Raw genomic sequence first — 19,507 nt, 5'->3', positions numbered from 1 at the left:
ATAGTTTACAAAAGATTATGCAAACTGTAACTAGTGATGGCAGTGATATTAGTATTTTTACTGGTCCGAATAATGTTGAAATGATTGCGTTGCAAAAATTGTTAGCACAAGCGGGACTGGGACTCTTAAATGATTCCTTGTTAATTTTACAAATTTTAAATGGAATGATTATTTTTATTATTTTAGCATTAATTACATCATCAGTCATTGACGAAGCAAGTCAAATTATTTTAACAATGCGAGCATTAGGATATAAACCACGGCAAGTAAACTTTATTATTATTGGTAATTATGTCCTCGGAGTTTTATTGATGTTGTTATTAGCATATGTTATTTCATTACTGGTGTGATACTTTGCAATCGATATTATTCTTCACCAATTTAAGTTTGTTATTAATTTACCATTAAATTGACAAACTCCAGTCAAGGTTGGAACTATTATTAGTGCCATTTTAGTACTATCGTGATCATTATCAATGTATTTGGTAAAAAAACGTAAACTAAATGAACTTACAGAATAAAATAGGTTATAATATAATTATAAAATTTCAGATTAAATCGTTGAATTATGAGTAGTACTTTCTAACTTAAGATACAGAGAAGTTATGGTTGGTGAAAATAACTGCTTAGTTGATTAGGAATTAACCTAAGGAGAGCTGCTAATCCCAGCCGGATTATTATTTTGATAATAATTTCGTTAACTGTAATTAAGACTAATTTATTAGTAAAAAAGGATGGTACCGTAAGTTAATTACTCCTTTTTTATATTTTTTGATATAAGCAAGTTTTTTTCTTACTCAATAAATCATTCGTCAAGAAAGGAAAAGGCCATGGATAAAGAATTAGAATTATTATTTACTCAAGCAACTAACAAAATTGCAGCAGCAGCAACTATTGCTGAACTTGCGGCTTTACAATTGGAATATTTAGGAAAGAAATCAACTTTAAATGATCTTTTAAAAAAAATGAAAGATATTAGTCATGAAGAACGCTTAACTGTTGGAAAGCGAGCAAATGTTATTAAAACAACGTTAACGGAATTATGCCAAACAAAGAAAAGTGAATTAGAGAGCACAATGGCAATGGCAATGTTAGAACAAGAAAAAAATGATTTATCATTACCAGGAGGGTATAATTTAACGTTAGCAACAAAACATCCGTTAAACCAAGTTATTGATGAAATTTCACAATTATTTCAAGAGTTAGGTTATGATATTGTTTTTGGAACAGAAGTTGAAGATGATGAATATAACTTTCAACGGTTAAATTTACCAATTGGCCATCCAGCGCGCGATATGCAAGATACCTTTTATATTACTAAAAATACGTTATTACGGACACATTGTACAAATATGACGGCGCGGGCAATTTCACAAATGAAAAGCAAAGATGAAATTGTCGCGATGATTTCAACAGGGAACACTTATCGCTGTGATGATTATGATGCAACACATTCGCACCAATTTATGCAAGTGGATGGTTTTTTAATTGCTCCGCAAACTAGTTTTGCTAATTTGAAATGAACAATTCAGTATTTTTGTCAAAGAATGTTTGGTGAAGATACCAAAATTCGTTTACGACCAAGTTTCTTTCCGTTTACGGAACCTTCAGTTGAAGTGGATGTTACTTGTGTTAATTGTCATGGCCAAGGTTGTTCAATTTGTAAACAAACAGGATGAATTGAAATTATGGGAGCTGGAATGATTAACCCACTTGTGTATCAGGCTTGTGGCCAAGATCCAGAATTAGCAGGATTTGCCTTTGGAATTGGAATTGAACGAATTGCAATGATTAAATATGGGATTGATGATATTCGCCGTTTTTACACGAATGATATTCGCTTTTTAGAACAGTTTAAGAAATTTGATTAGGAGGTCCATGATGATTATTACAAGAAAATGATTAAATAAATATATTGATTTTGAAGATATTAGTAATGATGAGATTGTTACAGCATTAAATAGTTTAGGGTTTGAGGTTGAACGTACCCATAATTTTGATCGTAATAGTAATGTTGTTTGTGGCCGAATTCAAGTTGTAAATGAAATTTCTGATACACATCTAAAATTTTGCTTAGTTGATACGGGTCAAGAATTAGTGTACCCAATTGTTTGTGGTGCTAAAAATCCAACTGAAAATGGTTATACTGTTGTGGCAAAACCAGGTGCTGTTTTAGCAAATGGTCTGAAAATTGAACCCCGCCAAATTAAAGGATATGCTTCTGAGGGAATGTTATGTTCCTTAAGTGAATTAGGAATTGCTGAGAAATATTTAACAGATCAAGAAAAAGATGAGATTATTTTAAGTTTTAATGAGAAAGAAGTTTCTTATGATATGATTGGAGCTGATGATGTCTTAGCAAAAATTGGTTTAACAGATTATTTGTTTGAAATTGATTTAACATTAAATCGTAGTGATTGCTTAAGCACTTATGAATTAGCGCGGGAATTAGCTCGTTATTTTAAGCGGGAATTATATCCTTTAGAACTTGAGTCAACAGAAAATTTAAAAGAATATCAGAATCCGTTAAAAGTGGTGTTAGATTCAGTTGCTGTTCAATCAGCAATTAGTGTTAATGTCAAGTTAACAGCAGAGCAAACTCCATTAAAATTATCCGAACGAGTATGATTAAAAATTAATGAATATCAATCAAATAGCACTGATCCATTAGGAGATCTAGCAATTAAAAACAACGTTAGAAACAGGACAGCCATTATTAATTTATGATTTTGATAAAATTAAAGCAACATTAAAAATTACTAATAATTATGAAAATAAAACTTTTGCAATTAATAAAGGTGATTTAGTTGTTGTTGATGGTGATGAATTTGTGGAATTAATTGGGGTGCGGGTAAATCCGATGTATGCTGTAAGTGCTAAGACAAAAGAGATTACTGTTTTAGCATTACACTTGAATCATATTGTAATGCGTCAACAACAACGGAAAGTTGGGATTAGTAATATTAACTTACAACGTTATATTAAACCGCTTAGTTATGCAACAGTTGGTTTAGGATTGTCACGTTATTTATACTTATTAAAAATTAATGGTTTTTTAGAAGAATTATCTGTTTTAAATTTTATTAAAGAATATAAAAAAGCCGTTGAACCAATTAGTATTAGTTTAACTGAAATTAACCAGTTGATTGGTCATAATTTTCAGCTAGCAGATATTAAAATCTTATTAGAACCATTAGCATTTCGTTTACAAGAAACAGGGGGAAAATTGTTAGTAACGCCACCAGTAACAAGAACAGATATTTTTCAAAAGCAGATTTAATTGAGGAAATTACCCGCTTGTTTGGTTATGATCAAATTATTCCACAACCACCAATGCTTCATAATTTAGTAAAAGCAAAGCGTCCAGATGAAAAAACAATGCGAAATTTTGAAACATTTTTATTAAATAATGGTTTTTATCAAGCAAAAAACTTATGCCTTAGTTAGTACGAAAGAAATTGAAAATTTTAACTTTTTTAATTATCAAAAACCGTATCATTTATTATCACCATTATCACAAGAACACGAAGTAATGCGCTTAAGTTTAACAAACAGTTTATTAGAGAGTGTTGTTTATAATAATGCACGGAATAATAAAAATGTAAAATTATTTACCGTGGAAAAGATTTACGCAAATGATGGGGAAAGTTATTATCATGGGGCGTTTGTTAGCCAAACTGAAATTGTCCAAAATAAAGTAACTGGGGAAAAACTAACAAATTCATATTACTATATGAAAAGTTTATTAGAAGCTTATTTCGAAAGTGAACAAATTGATCTTAATGCGTTAACTTATCAAAAGCACCAGCAAATAATGTTTATAATCCATATCAAACCAGTGAAATTTGATTAGGAAAACAATTGTTAGCAGTAATTGGGGTAATTCATCCAGTCTATAGTAAAGAGCATGATTTAAAAACACCAGTTTATTTTGGTGAAATTAACTTTGAAGTAATCTTTAATTATCCTGCTAAAAAAAGAACTTTTTTTACTAATCTTTATAAGTTTACGCCAAGTAGTCGTGATATCTCAATTTGAGTACCAAACGAATTAAGTTATCAAGATATTAAAAAAACAATTTTAACAGAAGTTAAAGATGTTGTCACAATAGAAGTGATTGATCAATATTTTGATGAAAAAGCAATGCCAAAGCATCATGCTTTAACAATTAGTTTCACTTTTAATAATATGGCAAAACAATTAACAGAAGCAGATGTTAATCAACAATTTTATAAAATTAAGGCTAATTTAGCAAAACTAAAATTACAAATTCGTTAAAAAAAATGAAATAGGTAAACCTATTTCATTTTTTTAACATATTCATGTCATTCATTAATTGCCAAGTAATAATCTTGATATTCTTCATTATGGGTAGGATGGTATTTAGCAATTAACATTCCAAACATTATATTAATTAACATTAAACGTGAAACATAATGGGGGTTATCAATATAAAAATTTAAAATTTTCGTATTTTCTAAAGTTAATTTTTGTAAATTAGCGGGTCCTTTATATTCTTTGTTTATTGTTAGTAAAATAATTTGAACATTTCGTTTTGATGCAATTTCGATTAAGAAATGATATTCAGCGTCTTGTAAACTTTTAGAAACCAAGATTAAGAGATCTTCTGCTCCAAGCGTTTCAATGATTTGAATTGTTGCATAATAGTTTGATAAATAAGTTGAATTATATTTTAAAACATTTAAGTGGAGATTTAAGTTATCACAAATTAAATTATGACGGCTAATGCCCCAAATAATAATGCGGTTACTATTATGAATTGTATCAATAATTCGTTCTAACTGGTTCATTTTTAAATTGCGATAAGTTTCATCCAGAGCATAGGTGTGTAATTTATAAATATTATCAATAATATTATGTAGGGTTGTGTAATCTTCTTGAATATAAAATTCTTTAATATTATTATATTTTCCGGCAACTCACACTTTAAATTTACTATAATTTTCAAAACTAATTTTTTAATTAACCGACTTAACGTTGATGTATTAATAAAAAGACTGTCCGCTAATTCGTTGATAGTTAACTCTAAAACACTTTGAATATCGTTATTTAACTTTCAATTAATTGAATTTGCAATTCAGTTAACTGGTTCTCTTTGTCATATGTTATTATTTTCATTTTGGCTCCTCATTTTTACACATTTAGTATTTAAAAATAAATGTATAGTTATATTATAACAATAATTTTCCAAAAAAATTTTATTCATCAAATTAATTGTAGTAAAAAATCTGTTAAAATTAATAGTAAATGGGGGAAAATAATGATTTATACAGAAGCATATTTGATCAAGCAACCAATAATTTCAATTGAAACACCGCTAATTATTGCTGATGAGTTAATAGCTTATTCACCAAATATTAAAGCGCTTAATGGTGTTGTTATTAAAGGAACACTTACTTATAATTCAAATTTAAATGCAATTAATGTTGTGGCAACAATTCAGGGTGAAATTATTGTGGAAGATGCACGAAGCTTTAGAACATTTTAAGGTGCCAATTAATTTAAAATGAAACGATGAATATAGTTTTAAATTTTATAAAAAAAGTGATATTAATTATTTAAATGAACAAAACTTTGATATAATAAAATATGCGTGAGATGAAATAATTATGAATATTCCTATTAATTTATCAAAAAATAGTGATAAAATAATTAGTGGTGATTCAACTTGGCAAGTTTTTTCTGAAGAAGAATTTGCAGCATATCAGTCCACACAAGTGGATTCACGATGAGAACAATTACACGAAAAATTGGTTAAAACGACAAAGGAGGGTAAATAATGGCAGTACCATTTCGCAAAACATCCAAACAGGCAAAAAGAAAACGCCGTACCCATTTTAAATTAGTTGGGGCAACTTTAATAGCATGTAAAAACTGTGGGGCAACAATTAAGCCACACAGAGTTTGTTGTGAATGTGGATATTATAAGAATAAAGAAGTTGTTAGAGTTGATTAATTTAATATTTCATTAATCTGAGAATCTTGTTAAAGATTCTTTTTTTTAGTCAAACCAAGGGGGAGGAAGTGGGTAACCTTAATAAAACTTGGCAGAAAATTAAAAGTTTTGATACTTAAAAAATGTTCTTTTTTGTAAAAAAATTACTAAAAGTGTTGCAAAGTGGGAAATATTATCATATAATATGTAGGAAAGTGGGGGATAATGGGATAAAATGGCATTATTAGGAACTTACAACCATAATTTAGATGATAAAGGAAGATTAACAATTCCTTCTAAATGCGAGAGCAATTTAAAGATGAAAAAGTCTTTATATCTCTTGGTTTTGATGGTTGTATTGATGTTCGTAATGAAGAAGAATGATTGAAGTGAACCGAAAAAGTTGCTTCAACAGGACAGGCTACACCCGAAGGACGGGCATTGACGCGGAAAATTATGTCAATGTCTGATGAAACTACTTTCGATAATGCTGGACGAATTAAGATTTCGTCTATTTTACAAAATAAAGCAAGTATTACTAAAGGTGTTGTTGTTATTGGAAATAACGATCACCTTGAGGTTATGAGATCCGCAAGTTTGAGAAAATTATATTGACCAAGCACCAGGAATGGAAGAAGCGGCGAAGAACTTTGAGGAAAAAATTTAAGCTATGGAATTTAAACATCAAAGTGTTTTATTACAAGAAGCAATTATAGGGTTAAATATTATTCCCAACGGGATTTATGTTGATTGTACCTTGGGGCGAGCTGGCCATAGTCTTGAAATTTTAAAACATTTGGCCGCTGGAAAATTATATTGTTTTGAACAAGATGATGATGCAATTGTTGCTTCGCAACAAGTGCTACAACAAAGTAATTACCATAATTATGAAATTATTAAAAATAACTTTGTTAATTTAGCTGCTGAATTACAATTACGCCAAATTAAAATGGTCAATGGAATTTTATATGACCTTGGTGTTTCATCCCCCCAGTTAGATGATGATAAACGAGGATTTAGTTATCGTTATGATAGTATGTTAGATATGCGAATGAATCAACAACAAGCATTAACATCTAGAACGGTTATTAATACTTATTCTGTTGCTGCGTTAGTAAAAGTTTTTCAAGAGTATGGTGAAGAACCATTTGCAAAAGTTATTGCTAAAAATATTGTTGTTGCTCGTGATGAACAACCAATTGAAACAACATTTCAATTAGTAGCAATTATTAAAAAAAGTTTATCGCAAAAAGTTCTAAAAACAGCAAAACATCCAGCAAAACGTGTTTTTCAAGCGTTACGGATTGAAGTAAATCAAGAATTATCAGTTTTACAAGCATCATTAGAACAAGCAGTTACAATGTTAGCGGTTAAAGGACGGTTAGTTGTTATTTCGTTTCATTCGTTAGAAGACCGGATTGTTAAAAAGTATTTTCAAACTCTAACACAAGATCCAAACTATGAAATTAATCAACAATTACCAACGGTATCACATTTTGAAAGTAATTACCGCATTATTACCAAAAAAGCAATTTTACCAGCGTTGGATGAACAAACACTTAATCCCCGCAGTACTAGTGCAAAGTTACGAATATTAGAACGGGTGAAATAATATTCGACTAAAAAAGATATTAAAAGGAGGTGAACGAAATGGACTATAAGTTAAAAGAAGTCTATGCTGTGTTAGAAATTAAAAATTATAGTTTTAGTTTTATGGTTGGTGTTTATAGTGAATCACAAATTAAAGTGCTTTATAAAAGACATCTTGAATATCGCTTTTCAGACAATGGCATCATTATTGATGAAAAAAATGTTGCAAAAGAATTAGCGAGTTTAATTAAAGATGCTAATCACCAATTAGGAATTGAAATTGAACGGGTGGCAATTACTGTTCCGGCTAATAATATGACAATTAAAACTTCAACCAAAATGCTAAATTTAACACATGATCGTCTGATTACGAAAAATGATATTGATTCATTAATTACATTAGCAAAAGAAGTACCGTTATTAGATGATGAAACAGCGTTCTTTATTAGACCATATCGTTACATTCTTAATGAACAAAAAGCATTATCAGCGCCACCAATAGGGCAGGCGGCGCATAAAGTAAGTATTAAGGCAATTGTTTATGTAACAAAAAAACAAATTATTCAAAGTATTTTTGCTACTTTAAAATATGCCAAAGTAGAAATTATGGGTATCCTTCCAGAAGGGTTTAGTCTTGCGTGGAATCTTGCTTCGCCAGTTGATTTACATAACGGGATTACAATTATTGATTGAGATTATGACAGTATTAAATCTTATGTCTTTGTTCGTGAGACTTTATGTGACCAGATTATTATTCCGGGTGGAGTTAAAACAATTATTAATCGGTTACGTCATATCTTAAATTGTGATAATAAGCAAGCACTAAAGTATTTATATAAAATCATTAATTTAAATAATAATAGTAAAGATAATTTAATTATTTATAGCAAATATGATCATCAACAACAAAAACAATTAAATTTTACCCATTATGATTTAAAACAAATTGTTAATCATGTTTTAAACGAAGAAATGGAAACATTAAATGAAAAATTGGCACATAGCTTAGGGCGCTATAATTATCCAATGGTTGTTATTGGTGAAATTTTACGAATTAGTGGGTTTAAAGAAACCTTATTAACTTTAAATAAAGACCGCAACATTTCGGTTTATACTTCTCCAACTTTAGGAGCAAAAGAAACATGAACAACAGGATTATTGGGGAATATTTATTATCAACATTTAGCAAACAAAGTTAGTGCAACAAATGTTCAGTCAGTTAATCATCGCTATATTCGCTATTTAAATAATAATCCTGATAAAAAAGGACGAATGCTGCCACCTGATGATAGTGGCCAACCAGCAATTCCTGGCGGGGTATCACAAGGGTTGGTGAATTTTAATCAACAACATTTTAATGGTTCACAACAATATCATCAAAAATATTACCAAAACATTAAATAAATAGTACAATATATATATAAAAAAATGGAGGAGTTAAGGTTATGGACAATTTTGATAATTATGAACAAGTTGCGTCAATAAAGGTCATTGGAATTGGTGGAGCTGGTAATAATGCTGTTAATAGGATGATTGAAGCTGGAGTCCAAGGAGTGGAATTTATTGTTGCGAATACTGATGCCCAAATTATTAGTGTTTCAAAATCAAAAAATAAAATCGTATTAGGAAAAGAAACATCAAAAGGACTTGGTGCTGGTGCAAATCCTGATGTTGGACGTCAAGCAGCGATTGAATCAGCAGAGGAAATCAAGGAAGCTTTAAAAGGAGCTGATATGGTTTTTGTTGCCGCTGGAATGGGTGGTGGAACCGGAACTGGAGCATCTCCAATTATTGCAAAAATTGCAAAAGAGCAAGGCGCATTAACAGTCGGAATTATTACGACCCCATTTTCTTTTGAAGGACGTGCTCGTAACAGTTATGCGATTCAAGGAACGGAAGAATTACGCAAACATGTTGATTCATTAATTATTATTTCAAATGACCGTTTATTAGAAGTCATTGGGGGAGTGCCATTGAAAGATTCCTTCAAAGAGGCGGATAATATTTTGCGGCAAGGAGTACAAACAATTACTGATTTAATTGCGGTACCATCATTAATTAACTTAGACTTTGCTGATATTAAAACGGTAATGAAAAGCAAAGGTAATGCTTTATTCGGGATTGGAATTGGTTCTGGGAAAGACAAAGCAATTGAAGCTGCTAACAAGGCGATTATTTCACCATTATTAGAAGCTTCAATTCGTGGGGCAAAAGATGCAATTATTAATGTTACTGGTGGAAACACATTAACGTTAAACGATGCGAATGATGCTGTTGATATTGTTAAACAAGCGATTGGTGGGGAAGTTAATATTATTTTTGGAACAGCTGTTAATGAGCATTTAGATGATGAAATGATTGTAACAGTTATTGCAACGGGGTTTGATGAAGATGAAAATTTTCTAAACCCCGAAAATAATTATCGTGCTTCAATGGAAGAGTATGAAGAACCTGCACAAAAAGCAACCCTGCGTGGAGATGCTGATGAAGGCGAAGAGGATCAAGAAGTTGTGCGTAAGCGCCCAAGTTATTTTAATAGTTTACAAGAAAATGCTGGTCGTGAAACGGCAAATGCAAACCGTCGAATCAATGCTTGGAAAAAACATGTCAATGAAAATAATCGCTCAGCTGATAATGATAATGATAGTGATGATGACGATGATGATTTACCACCATTTGTTCGTCGTAGTTGATAATAATGAGTATTTTTAAGAAAAAACCCAAAAGTATTTACGATTCTCAGCCCCGCATTGATTTTAATGACACTGCTGTTGAACCAATTGTCCAAACTGACCACAAAGAAGAACAAACCGCTCCAGCATCAACTGTTCCTTTCCGAAAGGTTACTTTTGATGCGCCAGAACCAGCGCGAAACGTGACTAGTAGTGAAACTAGTTCAACGATAAGCACTGGTTTTGTTGCGGATAGTTATAATGACGCCACAAAAATGGCGGACTTATTATTGAACAAAGGACAGTTAGTTGTTCATTTGGAAAAGTTATCAAAAGAAGAGTGTGTTCGTTTGTTAGATTTTATGACCGGGGTAATGTATGCATTTGATGGTGATGTTCAAAAGTTAGAACATAAAACTTATCAATTTACGATTACAAAATATGCTTAATAAGAACCAATTATTACAACATTACCAGCAAGATTATGATTTAGTTAATAATATTAAAGGATGGTGTGTTCAAGCACAGCAAGGAAAAATTGTTGCAACGGATTTTTTGGACTTACGCCAGTTAGCGATTTTAACCGCTATTTTGCGCCAAGAAAAAATAACGGATTATACCATTCATACGCCATTTGTTAATGGTTTTCGCAAGACGGTTAGTTTTAATAGCACCGAAGATAATACGATTGTGCTAGCAGCATCGCAGCCAACCCCCATGATTTTGCAACACCATGTTTTGCTGGGTTTTATTTTAAACCAGCTACAGTTAGATTTACGGGTAATTGGTGATTTATATGTCACACCAACAATGATTTACTTTAGCGTTTTAACCAAAATTGCTCCTGTTTTTACCAATACTTCAATTGTAATTCAAAAGCACGTTTTAACGTGGCAAGAAGTAGCAGCTCCTGTTGTGCTTGATCATCAATTTACGATTTTTACGAAAACAGTTAAAAATTTACGGTTAGATGCTGTTGTTAGTGCGATTTGTAATTTATCTCATCAAAAAGCACAAGCTTATGTTGAAGTGGATAATGTTTATGTCAATTTTTCAGTGGTAAATAATAAGACTTTTCAAGTTGCTTGTGATATTATAATATCAATAAGGCGGTATGGTAGTTTTAAAATTAATGAAATTATTCCTAGCAAAAATCAACATTATAGAATTACAATTGCAAAATTTGCATAAAAAGCAGGTGAAATTATGGCAGAACAAGATAGAGACTTACGAACAGTTATTCGTGAACAGAATGAAATTATTGAAGAGTTAACATATGATAATCGCCAATTAGTACAACGGTTGCAAGAACTTCAACATTTAGAACATATTTCGCGATATAATATTGAAAAATCACGAGAATCTTTTGAAGTTGCTAGTCATAATGCAGGTCGTATTATTATGAAAGCGGTTGATTTTTCATATTCGTTTAAAGATGAAATTGCTGTTTTATTAGAAGAAATTGACCGTCAACGACATAATCCGCAAAATGTCTTAAAAGTAATTGATGAGTTTTTAGAACGAAATAAACGAATTTATGCCTTTTCGATTAATGATGGTGAACGGATTACCGAAATGATTAAGAAAGAAATTATTAACAAAATTAGATAAATAGTGTAAGATTTATCTATAAGAAAACAAACCACAATTATTTGGCCCTTTTATCGCAGCAAGATTAGTATGATGAGAGCTAATTATAAAACCCAAATAATTATCCCTTGTTTTTACAACTAAAAAAGCATTGTAAAAAAAGGTAAATATTGAACAAATATTTATAAAGTAAGATGGTACCGCGCCATATCGGCGCTCTTATAGTCTTACTTTTTTTATGACAGAAAGGAACGATTTTGATGAACTATAAAGATACCTTATTGACACCAAATACTTTATTTGAAATGAAAGCAAATTTAACAGAAAAAGAACCGAAAATCCAATTGGAATGATTACGCAACAATGTTGTTGCCGCACGTTATCAACACAACCACGACCAACCACCGTTTATTTTACATGATGGCCCCCCTTATGCTAATGGCGACTTGCATGTTGGTCATGCGTTAAATAAAATTTTAAAAGATTTTATTGTTCGTTATTATAACCAAAAAGGTTGATACAGTCCGTGAATTTGTGGGTGAGATACTCATGGCTTGCCAATTGAAATAGCGGTTGTAAAAAGTGGGGTTGATCGAAAAACAACACCACCAGTTGTATTTCGCCAAATTTGTCGAAAATACGCCTTAGAACAAATTGATAAACAAATTGAACAATTTAGTCGTTTGGGGTTATTTAGTGACTTTACAAATCGTTATGTAACTTTAGATTTGAAATATGAATTAGAACAATTACGGTTGTTTGAAACAATGGTCCAAAAACAGTTGATTTATCGTCAGTTAAAACCAATTTATTGGTCGCCATCAAGTGAATCAGCTTTAGCAGAAGCTGAAATTGAATATGAAGAATTACCTGCTCCCTCAATTTATGTTGCTTTTGATGTTACAACAGGGAATAAACTAATTAGTCCGGGGACAAAAATTGTGATTTGAACAACAACGCCATGAACAATTCCAATGAACCAGCTGTTAGCTGTTGGCGCAGAAATTGTTTATGTTGAAGTGTTAGTCCGGGGGGTAAAATATTTAGTTGCCAAAGCATTATTAGAAGACCCTCAAACAGTTATTGGGTGAGAAGATGTTCAAGTTCTCCAAGAAGTGCTGGGAACAGCCTTAGTGGGAATTATTACAAAACATCCGTTATATAATCGGGATAGTATCGTTGTGCTTGGTCATCATGTTACAACTGATGCTGGAACCGGAATTGTTCATACGGCATCAGGGTTTGGTGAAGATGACTATCATATTGCGCGTGCTAATAATATTCCGATTTTTGCCCCATTAGATGATGAGGGAAAATACACCAAGGAAGTTGGTGATGAAACATTAATTGGTGTTTTTTATGAAAACGCCAATAAAATGATTGGTCAACGTTTGGAACAAACTGGGGCGTTATTAAAATTAAAATTTATTAAGCATAAACATCCAATTGATTGACGAACAAAAAAACCGGTTATTTATCGGGCAACAGCACAATGATTTGTTTCAATTGAAAAAATGAAACCAGCATTATTAGCGGAAATTAAAAAAGTGCAATGAAATCCCCAATGAGCAGCAAAGCGAATGGAAACAATGATTGAAAATCGCCAAGATTGATGTATTTCACGTCAACGGTTATGAGGAGTACCAATTATTGCTTTTTATGATGAGAATAATGTTCCCCAATTTAATTCGGAATTAATTGACCATGTTATTAAGCTCTTTCAAGAAGCAAAGACGACTGATATTTGGTTTGAATGGACAGCTGACCAATTGTTACCACCAGCTTATCAAAATCGCCACTGACGAAAAGAACAAGATATTATGGATGTATGGTTTGATAGTGGGGTTAGTAATTTAGCGGTGACAAAAGCGCACCAGTTACCGCATCCGGTGCATGTGTATTTAGAAGGAATTGACCAATTTCGGGGATGATTTAATTCTTCGTTAATTACTTCAGTTGTGGCAACGGGACAAGCGCCATATCAAGTTGTTTTATCCCATGGTTTTGCTAATGATGAAAAGGGTCGAAAAATGAGTAAGTCGTTAGGAAATGTTATTTCGCCATTAGCAATTACTGATCAATATGGGGCTGATATTTTACGAATGTGAGTTGCCGCGGTGGATTATCGTGATGATGTTAAAATTGGACCAGATATTTTAAAACAAGTTGCCGAAGCGTATCGAAAAATCCGGAATACATTGCGATTTTTATTAGCTAATTTAACTGATTTTAACGCAGCAACTGACTTGCAAGATGATTTATCCGAAGTTGATTGATATGTTTTACATTTAGCTCGTGAATTTCAACAAAAAGTTAATCGTAGTTATGAAGATTTTAACTTTAATAATGTTTATATGTTAATTAATAATTTTGTCACAACAACATTATCGAAGTTTTACTTAGATTTTATTAAAGATATTTTATATATTGAAACAATGACCTCACCACGACGTCGAGCAGTTCAAACAACGTTATATTATTTATATCGTATTTTAAGTGATGCTTTAAAACCACTTATTCCGCATACAATTGAAGAAAGTCACAAATTTATTAAGTATCCACAGCAACAAAGTTCGGTTCATTTAGAAGAAAACTTTGTCTTTACGAAATCAATTAGTTTAGAGTTAGTGGCAAAATGAGAACAAGTTTTAAAATTACGTGATGATGTTAATAAAGAATTAGAATATCGTCGTGAACGCAAGGAAATTAAAAAATCGTTGGAATGTCAATTAACAATTGATTTAAAACCACCTTATGCTAAATTAGCAGCAATTGCTGATTTGCATCAAATCTTTATTGTTAGTGAAATTATTTTTACTACTAACCACAATAATTTAACAGAGTATGAAACAAGTTATATCACAGCGCAAGAAAAAGATGGTTTTAAATGCCAACGTTGTTGAATAATTTATGAACATTTAAATACTGAAAATAATGACATTTGTGATCGTTGTTTTAATGTTTTATTAGCAAAAAATGTGCGATAATAATAACAAATAAAAAGGAGTTAGAAAAAATGAGAGAACGTACAAAGCAATTTTGACATGATGTCCATGAACATTTTAAAAGTCGAAATTATATTTGAAAATTTAAACTCCAAGTTTGCTTACCAATTTTTATTGGTTTATTAATTTTAGATATTATTACGAAGCAATTGGCCTTTCATTTATTATCCCATGATCCTTATGCACCAGAAGTTAAGTTTCTTGATGGCTTTATTAATTTTAAGTTTGTTGTTAACAAAGGAATTGCTTTCGGAGTGAATGCTGATAATTTAGTGGCGACAATTATTGGGGCGGTCTTAATTACGATGTTAGCTTTTACTGTTTTTTTATATATTAATAATAAAACAGCAGCGATTGGTTTAATTATGATTACATGTGGTGGTGTTGGAAACTTAATCGATCGAATGTGAAACCAGGGGGGAGTTGTTGACTTTTTAGCGTGAATTCTCTTTCCACCGTATAGTATTTTTAATTTATCAGATACTTGAGTAACGTTTGGGGTTGTTGTTCTAGTGTTAGCAATTATCGTTGAAATTGTGCGCTTTTATCATAATCGTGCGCGAAGTAACCGGGAAGAAAGTAATACTATTAATGACTAAAATTACTTTTGTTTCAACAGCAAATAGTCGTATTGATAAGATTTTAGTTGTTCATTTTACCACAACAGCAACACCCTTATCACGAACAAAAATTCAGGAATTAATAACCCAAGACCAAGTGCAAGTTAATGACCAACTTGTTCACCAAAATTATACTGTCCAAATTGGTGATATAATGATGGTTACTTTACCAGAACCAGCAACAACAAAGTTAACACCAATGGCAATGCCATTAACGGTGTTGTACGAAGATGATGTAATATTGGTGATTGATAAACCAAATAATTTAGTTGTTCATCCAGCGCCAGGTCATTTGAATGATACGTTAGTTAATGCTTTAATGGCACGAAGTAAAGATTGATCAACTGTTAGTGGTGAACTACGACCAGGAATCGTTCACCGAATTGATCGACAAACGACGGGAACGTTAATTATTGCTAAAAATGATTTTATTCATCAACAATTACAAGAACAAATTCAAACAAAACAATTACAACGGCGTTATTTAGCATTAGTACATGGTAATATTGTTGAGAATCGAGCAAAGATTGATGCTCCAATTGGTCGTGATCCACAAGAACGAAAGAAAATGGTTGTTACGGCAAAAAATTCTAAAAAAGCAGTGACTAATATTCTTGTAATTGAGCGCTTTAATGATTATACTTATATAGAGTGTGAGTTAGAAACTGGTCGCACGCATCAAATTCGAGCGCATTTAAAGTATATTAATCATCCGGTTGTTGGTGACCCGTTATACGGAACGGTTGCTGATAAAAAGGAATCATTTGGACAATATTTGCATGCGTATCAGTTAACTTTTATGCATCCAATTACAAAACTTCCAATTACGATATCAGCAGCATTACCATTGGAGTTTGAAAATAAATTAGCAGCATTACGCGCGAAAGGATAGGGAACAATGAGTTTTGATAAAGACAAGTTATCATTGGTTGATTATTTTCTTAAACAAGAAAAATACAATGTTTATAAAAATAAACCCCTAGGTAATAACAATGTTTATTTATATAAAGTTGATAGTAAAAAATTTCAAATCATTAAAATTATTGATGATTTTAGTGGTGAATTTAAAGATTATGTTATTGCTGATGAAGTTGTAAAAGATTTAAGAACTTTTTTAAATAAAAAATTTCAACGAGTAAAACTTTCTATTTTATCAATTATTTTAATTGAAAATCGCTCGCAGGTTTATAAAGAAGATAATGGTGATGTTGTTTTATTTGTTGATAGTCATAATTATCTTGATAGATTAAGCAATTATTATCCAAAAATTTCAATGTTAGAAGATAACAATGATGGTAATTCAATGGCGGGGATGTCACCAGAAGAAATCTTAGATGTGATAAAAGATCCAAATAGTAAATTAACAAAAAACTTAAAACAGTTAAGTGAAAAGTTAAGTGTTAATAATTTGGGTGTGACATGAGTTTTAGTTTCGTTATTATTAATTATTCCAATCGTTGGAATCTTTTTTGGGGCGCAAATTTTTAATACAAAAGATTTAAGTGAAAATGCAACTTCGCTTGTTTACGGAGGAATTGCGCGTGATTTATTAATTTGAAATAATCAATGGTGAAGATTATGAACTTATATTTTATTTTCTTCTAATCCATTATTAGTTGTTTTAAACTTATTTATGATTTTTAGTGTTGCGCGTTATGCTGAAGCGTTATTAGGACGATGACGGTTAATTATTATTTTAATCTTTGGTGTTCCGTTAGCGGGCTTATTTTTAGCAGCGGTGTTACCAAATTGAATCTTTGGGGGGTCAACCATTTTATTAGCAATTTTATGGGGTAGTTTATTTAGTTATAATTATGGAAAAGATGATTTGGGAGCTTTAATTGCAAACCAACGGACATTAATTATTATTGTTTGATTGTTATTAATGCCATTATTTTTAGGTTATTCATATTATTTAATCAACCTAGTTGGTTTTTTTGCCGGTAGTGCCATTGGTTATTGTTTAGAATTTAATCGGACAAACCGGATAAATTGAACAATGTTATATCCTGTTTTGGTTGTTACAGCCATGATCGCTGTTGTTGCCGTTACTTTAGCATGACAACGTTATGTTCCACCATATAATGGTGATGTTATTGATGCTTTAATGAGTTATTGACGAGCCGGGTTAGTAAGTAAGGGCAGCATAGAAGATATGCTGGGAAGTTATTATTTTTATCCAAAAAATCATTGACCAAACTTCTTGTTATCAAATCAACAACCAATGAAGGATGCCATTAACTTGTTTGGAATTGTTTTATGGCACCGTTAACAACGAAGAAACGCTCTGATTACTTATCATGAGATGACTTTTTCTTGAGTGTGGCGCATGTTTGTGCGATGCGCAGTAAAGACCCACATACGCAAGTTGGCAGTTGTGTTGTTAATAAAATTGGTCAAATTATTGCCACGGGTTATAATGGCTTACCCCGCGGTTTAAATGATGATGAATTTCCCTGAGCACGAGACGGAGAATATTTAGATACAAAATATCCTTATGTTGCGCATGCCGAATTAAATGCGATTTTAAGTGCTCGTACGAACTTAGAAAATTGTCGAATTTATACAACCTTATTTCCTTGTGCCGAATGTGCTAAAATTATCATTCAAGCAGGAATTAAGGAAATCATTTATGATGATGATAAATACGTTGGTAGTGATGATAACAAAGCAGCAAAACGAATGTTTGACCAAGCGCACGTTAGTTATCGTTCGTTGCCAGTTATTAATGTCATTGTAACTCGGCAAACACAATAAATATCAAACCATTTTCTTATTAAATGTTAATTAGGAATGTTGTTTATAATGAAAAAATATTTTACCGATCAAAAGTTATTTATTTATCGAATTATTGGCATTATGCTAATTTTTATTTTTTTAGTGTGTGATTTTATTTTAGTTTTAAAAACAAACAGTGGTATTTATGACCAGTTACCATCATATAGGGAACGGTTAAGTCACTATTATGCTTATTTTACAACTTAATCAAATTATCTTGTTTTTGTTTATTTTGTTTTTTATTTATTTCAAAGAAATTTAAAAACACCAAGCCCGATTTTATTATTCGCTTAATGGTGACAGTTTATATTACAATGACAATGATAGTCTTTTGGTTTGAATTATTTGTGCAAGGTGATCTTGTTAAAAATATGAGTGTTTATGAATTAATTTCAACTTTTATTTTACACACAATTATTCCGGTGGCAATGCTTTTAAGTTATATTGTTACTGCTGGTGATACTTTTTACAAATTTGAAACGCATCATAAAGCTAATTACTGATTAATTTGTTTATATCCGTTATTATACTTAATTTTTGTTTTAATTCGTGGTTATATTTGCCGTGTTGACCAGCAACCATATAATACCTTATTTCCATATTTCTTTTTAAATTTCTATGCTACAAATAATTTTCCAATGTTAGCGGTTGGTACGGTGCTTATTTTTACGTTATGTACTTCGTTTCAATATTTTTTTATTTGGATTAATAACTTATTTTATTTTCGTAAACAAATTAAAGAAAATAATATTACTAAAGTTGATGAAATTAAAATTATGTTGAACATTAAACAATATCGCCAATTAGATCATAATGGAAAAATTGCGATTATTTTAGCAATTGTCGTTGGAATATTTAACATTATTTTTTCAATTCTATATTATGTTTTATGAAATGTTTGGTCAAAAATTTTAAATTATCCTTATAAGAATGAAATTGTCTTATCATTTAGTATTATTACTTTAATTTTTGCAATTTTAGGATTAGCAAACTTTTATTGAGCACGGATTGTGGTTGGGTTTTGTTCCATCGCCTTAGTTTGTTTTAATTGGATTTGAATTGCCGGGCCAATCTTTGATATTGTAATTGCGACCTTGTGTTTAAATAATCACAAGTATTCAAAAAGTGATTTAGATACTTATTTAGCAACCCATCATAAACCGCTGAAATTAAAAAGTAAAAGTATTCCTGATGAAATGCTTTGTTTAGCTGAAGATGAAAAATAATCCTTGGCAAGGATTATTTTGCTGTTAAGTTAAAATGGATTTTTAAAAAATGTTGATAATCACTAAGAGG

At 31.1% G+C, this 19,507-nt stretch carries 25 protein-coding genes and 1 pseudogene; 25 read left to right on the top strand and 1 reads right to left on the bottom strand.

Annotated elements, in window-relative coordinates; genetic code table 4:
- The 7 genes from NL276_RS00390 to NL276_RS00360 form a co-directional block, all read left to right on the top strand.
- A partial coding sequence (locus tag NL276_RS00390; protein WP_253301507.1) for an FtsX-like permease family protein occupies positions 1 to 521 on the top strand: 521 nt, incomplete at its 5' end.
- Between the two features lie 309 nt (positions 522 to 830).
- Positions 831 to 1,871 carry a phenylalanine--tRNA ligase subunit alpha gene (locus NL276_RS00385; RefSeq protein ID WP_253301506.1) on the top strand — a complete coding sequence of 347 codons (1,041 nt, stop codon included), beginning with the start codon at positions 831 to 833 and terminating at the stop codon, positions 1,869 to 1,871.
- A 7-nt stretch (positions 1,872 to 1,878) separates the two neighbouring features.
- On the top strand, positions 1,879 to 2,736 hold the full coding sequence (gene ytpR, locus NL276_RS00380; protein ID WP_253301505.1) for a YtpR family tRNA-binding protein: 858 nt from the start codon (positions 1,879 to 1,881) through the stop codon (positions 2,734 to 2,736).
- Complete coding sequence (locus tag NL276_RS00375; protein ID WP_370281044.1) at positions 2,684 to 3,280, top strand: phenylalanine--tRNA ligase beta subunit-related protein; 597 nt, start codon at positions 2,684 to 2,686, stop codon at positions 3,278 to 3,280. The genes ytpR and NL276_RS00375 overlap by 53 nt, the downstream gene beginning before the upstream one ends.
- 17 nt (positions 3,281 to 3,297) lie before the next feature.
- Positions 3,298 to 3,447 carry a hypothetical protein gene (locus tag NL276_RS00370; protein ID WP_253301504.1) on the top strand — a complete coding sequence of 50 codons (150 nt, stop codon included), beginning with the start codon at positions 3,298 to 3,300 and terminating at the stop codon, positions 3,445 to 3,447.
- Positions 3,410 to 3,853, top strand: coding sequence for a class-II aminoacyl-tRNA synthetase family protein (locus tag NL276_RS00365; RefSeq protein WP_253301503.1), 444 nt, complete (start codon positions 3,410 to 3,412; stop codon positions 3,851 to 3,853). Before NL276_RS00370 ends, NL276_RS00365 begins: the two co-directional genes overlap by 38 nt.
- A gap of 8 nt (positions 3,854 to 3,861) precedes the next feature.
- Entirely contained in the window at positions 3,862 to 4,278 is a 417-nt protein-coding gene (locus tag NL276_RS00360) for a phenylalanine--tRNA ligase subunit beta-related protein (RefSeq protein WP_253301502.1), read from the top strand.
- Between the two features lie 20 nt (positions 4,279 to 4,298).
- On the opposite strand, the gene NL276_RS00355 is transcribed toward NL276_RS00360, so the two are convergent.
- Positions 4,299 to 4,946, bottom strand: a complete 648-nt coding sequence (locus NL276_RS00355; RefSeq protein ID WP_253301501.1) for a MurR/RpiR family transcriptional regulator — start codon at positions 4,944 to 4,946, stop codon at positions 4,299 to 4,301.
- A 335-nt stretch (positions 4,947 to 5,281) separates the two neighbouring features.
- On the opposite strand from NL276_RS00355, the gene NL276_RS00350 reads away from it, so the two are divergent.
- The 18 genes and pseudogenes from NL276_RS00350 (at position 5,282) to NL276_RS00265 (ending at position 19,437) form a co-directional block, all read left to right on the top strand.
- Positions 5,282 to 5,509, top strand: coding sequence for a hypothetical protein (locus tag NL276_RS00350; RefSeq protein WP_253301500.1), 228 nt, complete (start codon positions 5,282 to 5,284; stop codon positions 5,507 to 5,509).
- On the top strand, positions 5,475 to 5,801 hold the full coding sequence (locus NL276_RS00345; RefSeq protein ID WP_253301499.1) for a DUF177 domain-containing protein: 327 nt from the start codon (positions 5,475 to 5,477) through the stop codon (positions 5,799 to 5,801). The genes NL276_RS00350 and NL276_RS00345 overlap by 35 nt, the downstream gene beginning before the upstream one ends.
- Positions 5,801 to 5,977 (top strand): 50S ribosomal protein L32, encoded by a 177-nt coding sequence (gene rpmF, locus NL276_RS00340; RefSeq protein ID WP_253301498.1) that lies wholly within the window; start codon positions 5,801 to 5,803, stop codon positions 5,975 to 5,977. The genes NL276_RS00345 and rpmF overlap by 1 nt, the downstream gene beginning before the upstream one ends.
- A gap of 214 nt (positions 5,978 to 6,191) precedes the next feature.
- Positions 6,192 to 6,245 (top strand): annotated as a pseudogene (locus NL276_RS00335) (division/cell wall cluster transcriptional repressor MraZ); the annotation flags it as partial.
- Between the two features lie 11 nt (positions 6,246 to 6,256).
- On the top strand, positions 6,257 to 6,637 hold the full coding sequence (locus tag NL276_RS00330; protein WP_253301497.1) for a division/cell wall cluster transcriptional repressor MraZ: 381 nt from the start codon (positions 6,257 to 6,259) through the stop codon (positions 6,635 to 6,637).
- Positions 6,627 to 7,568 (top strand): 16S rRNA (cytosine(1402)-N(4))-methyltransferase RsmH, encoded by a 942-nt coding sequence (rsmH, locus tag NL276_RS00325; RefSeq protein WP_253301496.1) that lies wholly within the window; start codon positions 6,627 to 6,629, stop codon positions 7,566 to 7,568. Before NL276_RS00330 ends, rsmH begins: the two co-directional genes overlap by 11 nt.
- A 38-nt stretch (positions 7,569 to 7,606) precedes the next feature.
- Positions 7,607 to 8,950 carry a cell division protein FtsA gene (locus NL276_RS00320; protein WP_253301495.1) on the top strand — a complete coding sequence of 448 codons (1,344 nt, stop codon included), beginning with the start codon at positions 7,607 to 7,609 and terminating at the stop codon, positions 8,948 to 8,950.
- A 41-nt stretch (positions 8,951 to 8,991) separates the two neighbouring features.
- Positions 8,992 to 10,242, top strand: coding sequence for a cell division protein FtsZ (ftsZ, locus tag NL276_RS00315; RefSeq protein ID WP_253301494.1), 1,251 nt, complete (start codon positions 8,992 to 8,994; stop codon positions 10,240 to 10,242).
- A 2-nt stretch (positions 10,243 to 10,244) separates the two neighbouring features.
- Positions 10,245 to 10,667, top strand: a complete 423-nt coding sequence (locus NL276_RS00310) for a cell division protein SepF (protein ID WP_253301493.1) — start codon at positions 10,245 to 10,247, stop codon at positions 10,665 to 10,667.
- Positions 10,660 to 11,409: a hypothetical protein gene (locus tag NL276_RS00305; RefSeq protein WP_253301492.1), complete on the top strand. Its 750-nt coding sequence runs from the start codon at positions 10,660 to 10,662 to the stop codon at positions 11,407 to 11,409. The genes NL276_RS00310 and NL276_RS00305 overlap by 8 nt, the downstream gene beginning before the upstream one ends.
- 15 nt (positions 11,410 to 11,424) lie before the next feature.
- On the top strand, positions 11,425 to 11,829 hold the full coding sequence (locus NL276_RS00300) for a hypothetical protein (RefSeq protein WP_253301491.1): 405 nt from the start codon (positions 11,425 to 11,427) through the stop codon (positions 11,827 to 11,829).
- 239 nt (positions 11,830 to 12,068) lie between these two features.
- The gene (gene ileS, locus NL276_RS00295; RefSeq protein WP_253301490.1) at positions 12,069 to 14,795 is read left to right on the top strand and encodes an isoleucine--tRNA ligase; all 2,727 of its coding nucleotides are present in this window, start codon (positions 12,069 to 12,071) and stop codon (positions 14,793 to 14,795) included.
- A gap of 29 nt (positions 14,796 to 14,824) precedes the next feature.
- Positions 14,825 to 15,412, top strand: coding sequence for a signal peptidase II (gene lspA, locus NL276_RS00290; protein WP_253301489.1), 588 nt, complete (start codon positions 14,825 to 14,827; stop codon positions 15,410 to 15,412).
- Positions 15,405 to 16,325, top strand: a complete 921-nt coding sequence (locus NL276_RS00285; protein WP_253301488.1) for an RluA family pseudouridine synthase — start codon at positions 15,405 to 15,407, stop codon at positions 16,323 to 16,325. The genes lspA and NL276_RS00285 overlap by 8 nt, the downstream gene beginning before the upstream one ends.
- 6 nt (positions 16,326 to 16,331) lie before the next feature.
- The gene (locus NL276_RS00280) at positions 16,332 to 17,705 is read left to right on the top strand and encodes a rhomboid family intramembrane serine protease (protein WP_253301487.1); all 1,374 of its coding nucleotides are present in this window, start codon (positions 16,332 to 16,334) and stop codon (positions 17,703 to 17,705) included.
- Positions 17,693 to 18,190 (top strand): deoxycytidylate deaminase, encoded by a 498-nt coding sequence (locus tag NL276_RS00275; protein WP_253301486.1) that lies wholly within the window; start codon positions 17,693 to 17,695, stop codon positions 18,188 to 18,190. The genes NL276_RS00280 and NL276_RS00275 overlap by 13 nt, the downstream gene beginning before the upstream one ends.
- 48 nt (positions 18,191 to 18,238) lie before the next feature.
- Complete coding sequence (locus NL276_RS00270) at positions 18,239 to 18,418, top strand: hypothetical protein (protein ID WP_253301485.1); 180 nt, start codon at positions 18,239 to 18,241, stop codon at positions 18,416 to 18,418.
- Positions 18,419 to 18,582: 164 nt separating this feature from the next.
- The gene (locus tag NL276_RS00265) at positions 18,583 to 19,437 is read left to right on the top strand and encodes a hypothetical protein (RefSeq protein WP_253301484.1); all 855 of its coding nucleotides are present in this window, start codon (positions 18,583 to 18,585) and stop codon (positions 19,435 to 19,437) included.
- Positions 19,438 to 19,507: the final 70 nt, after the last annotated feature.

This window comes from Spiroplasma endosymbiont of Phyllotreta cruciferae (genome assembly GCF_918697755.1).
Note: the sequence above shows the minus strand (reverse complement) of the source record. Positions and strands in the feature narration are given on the sequence as shown.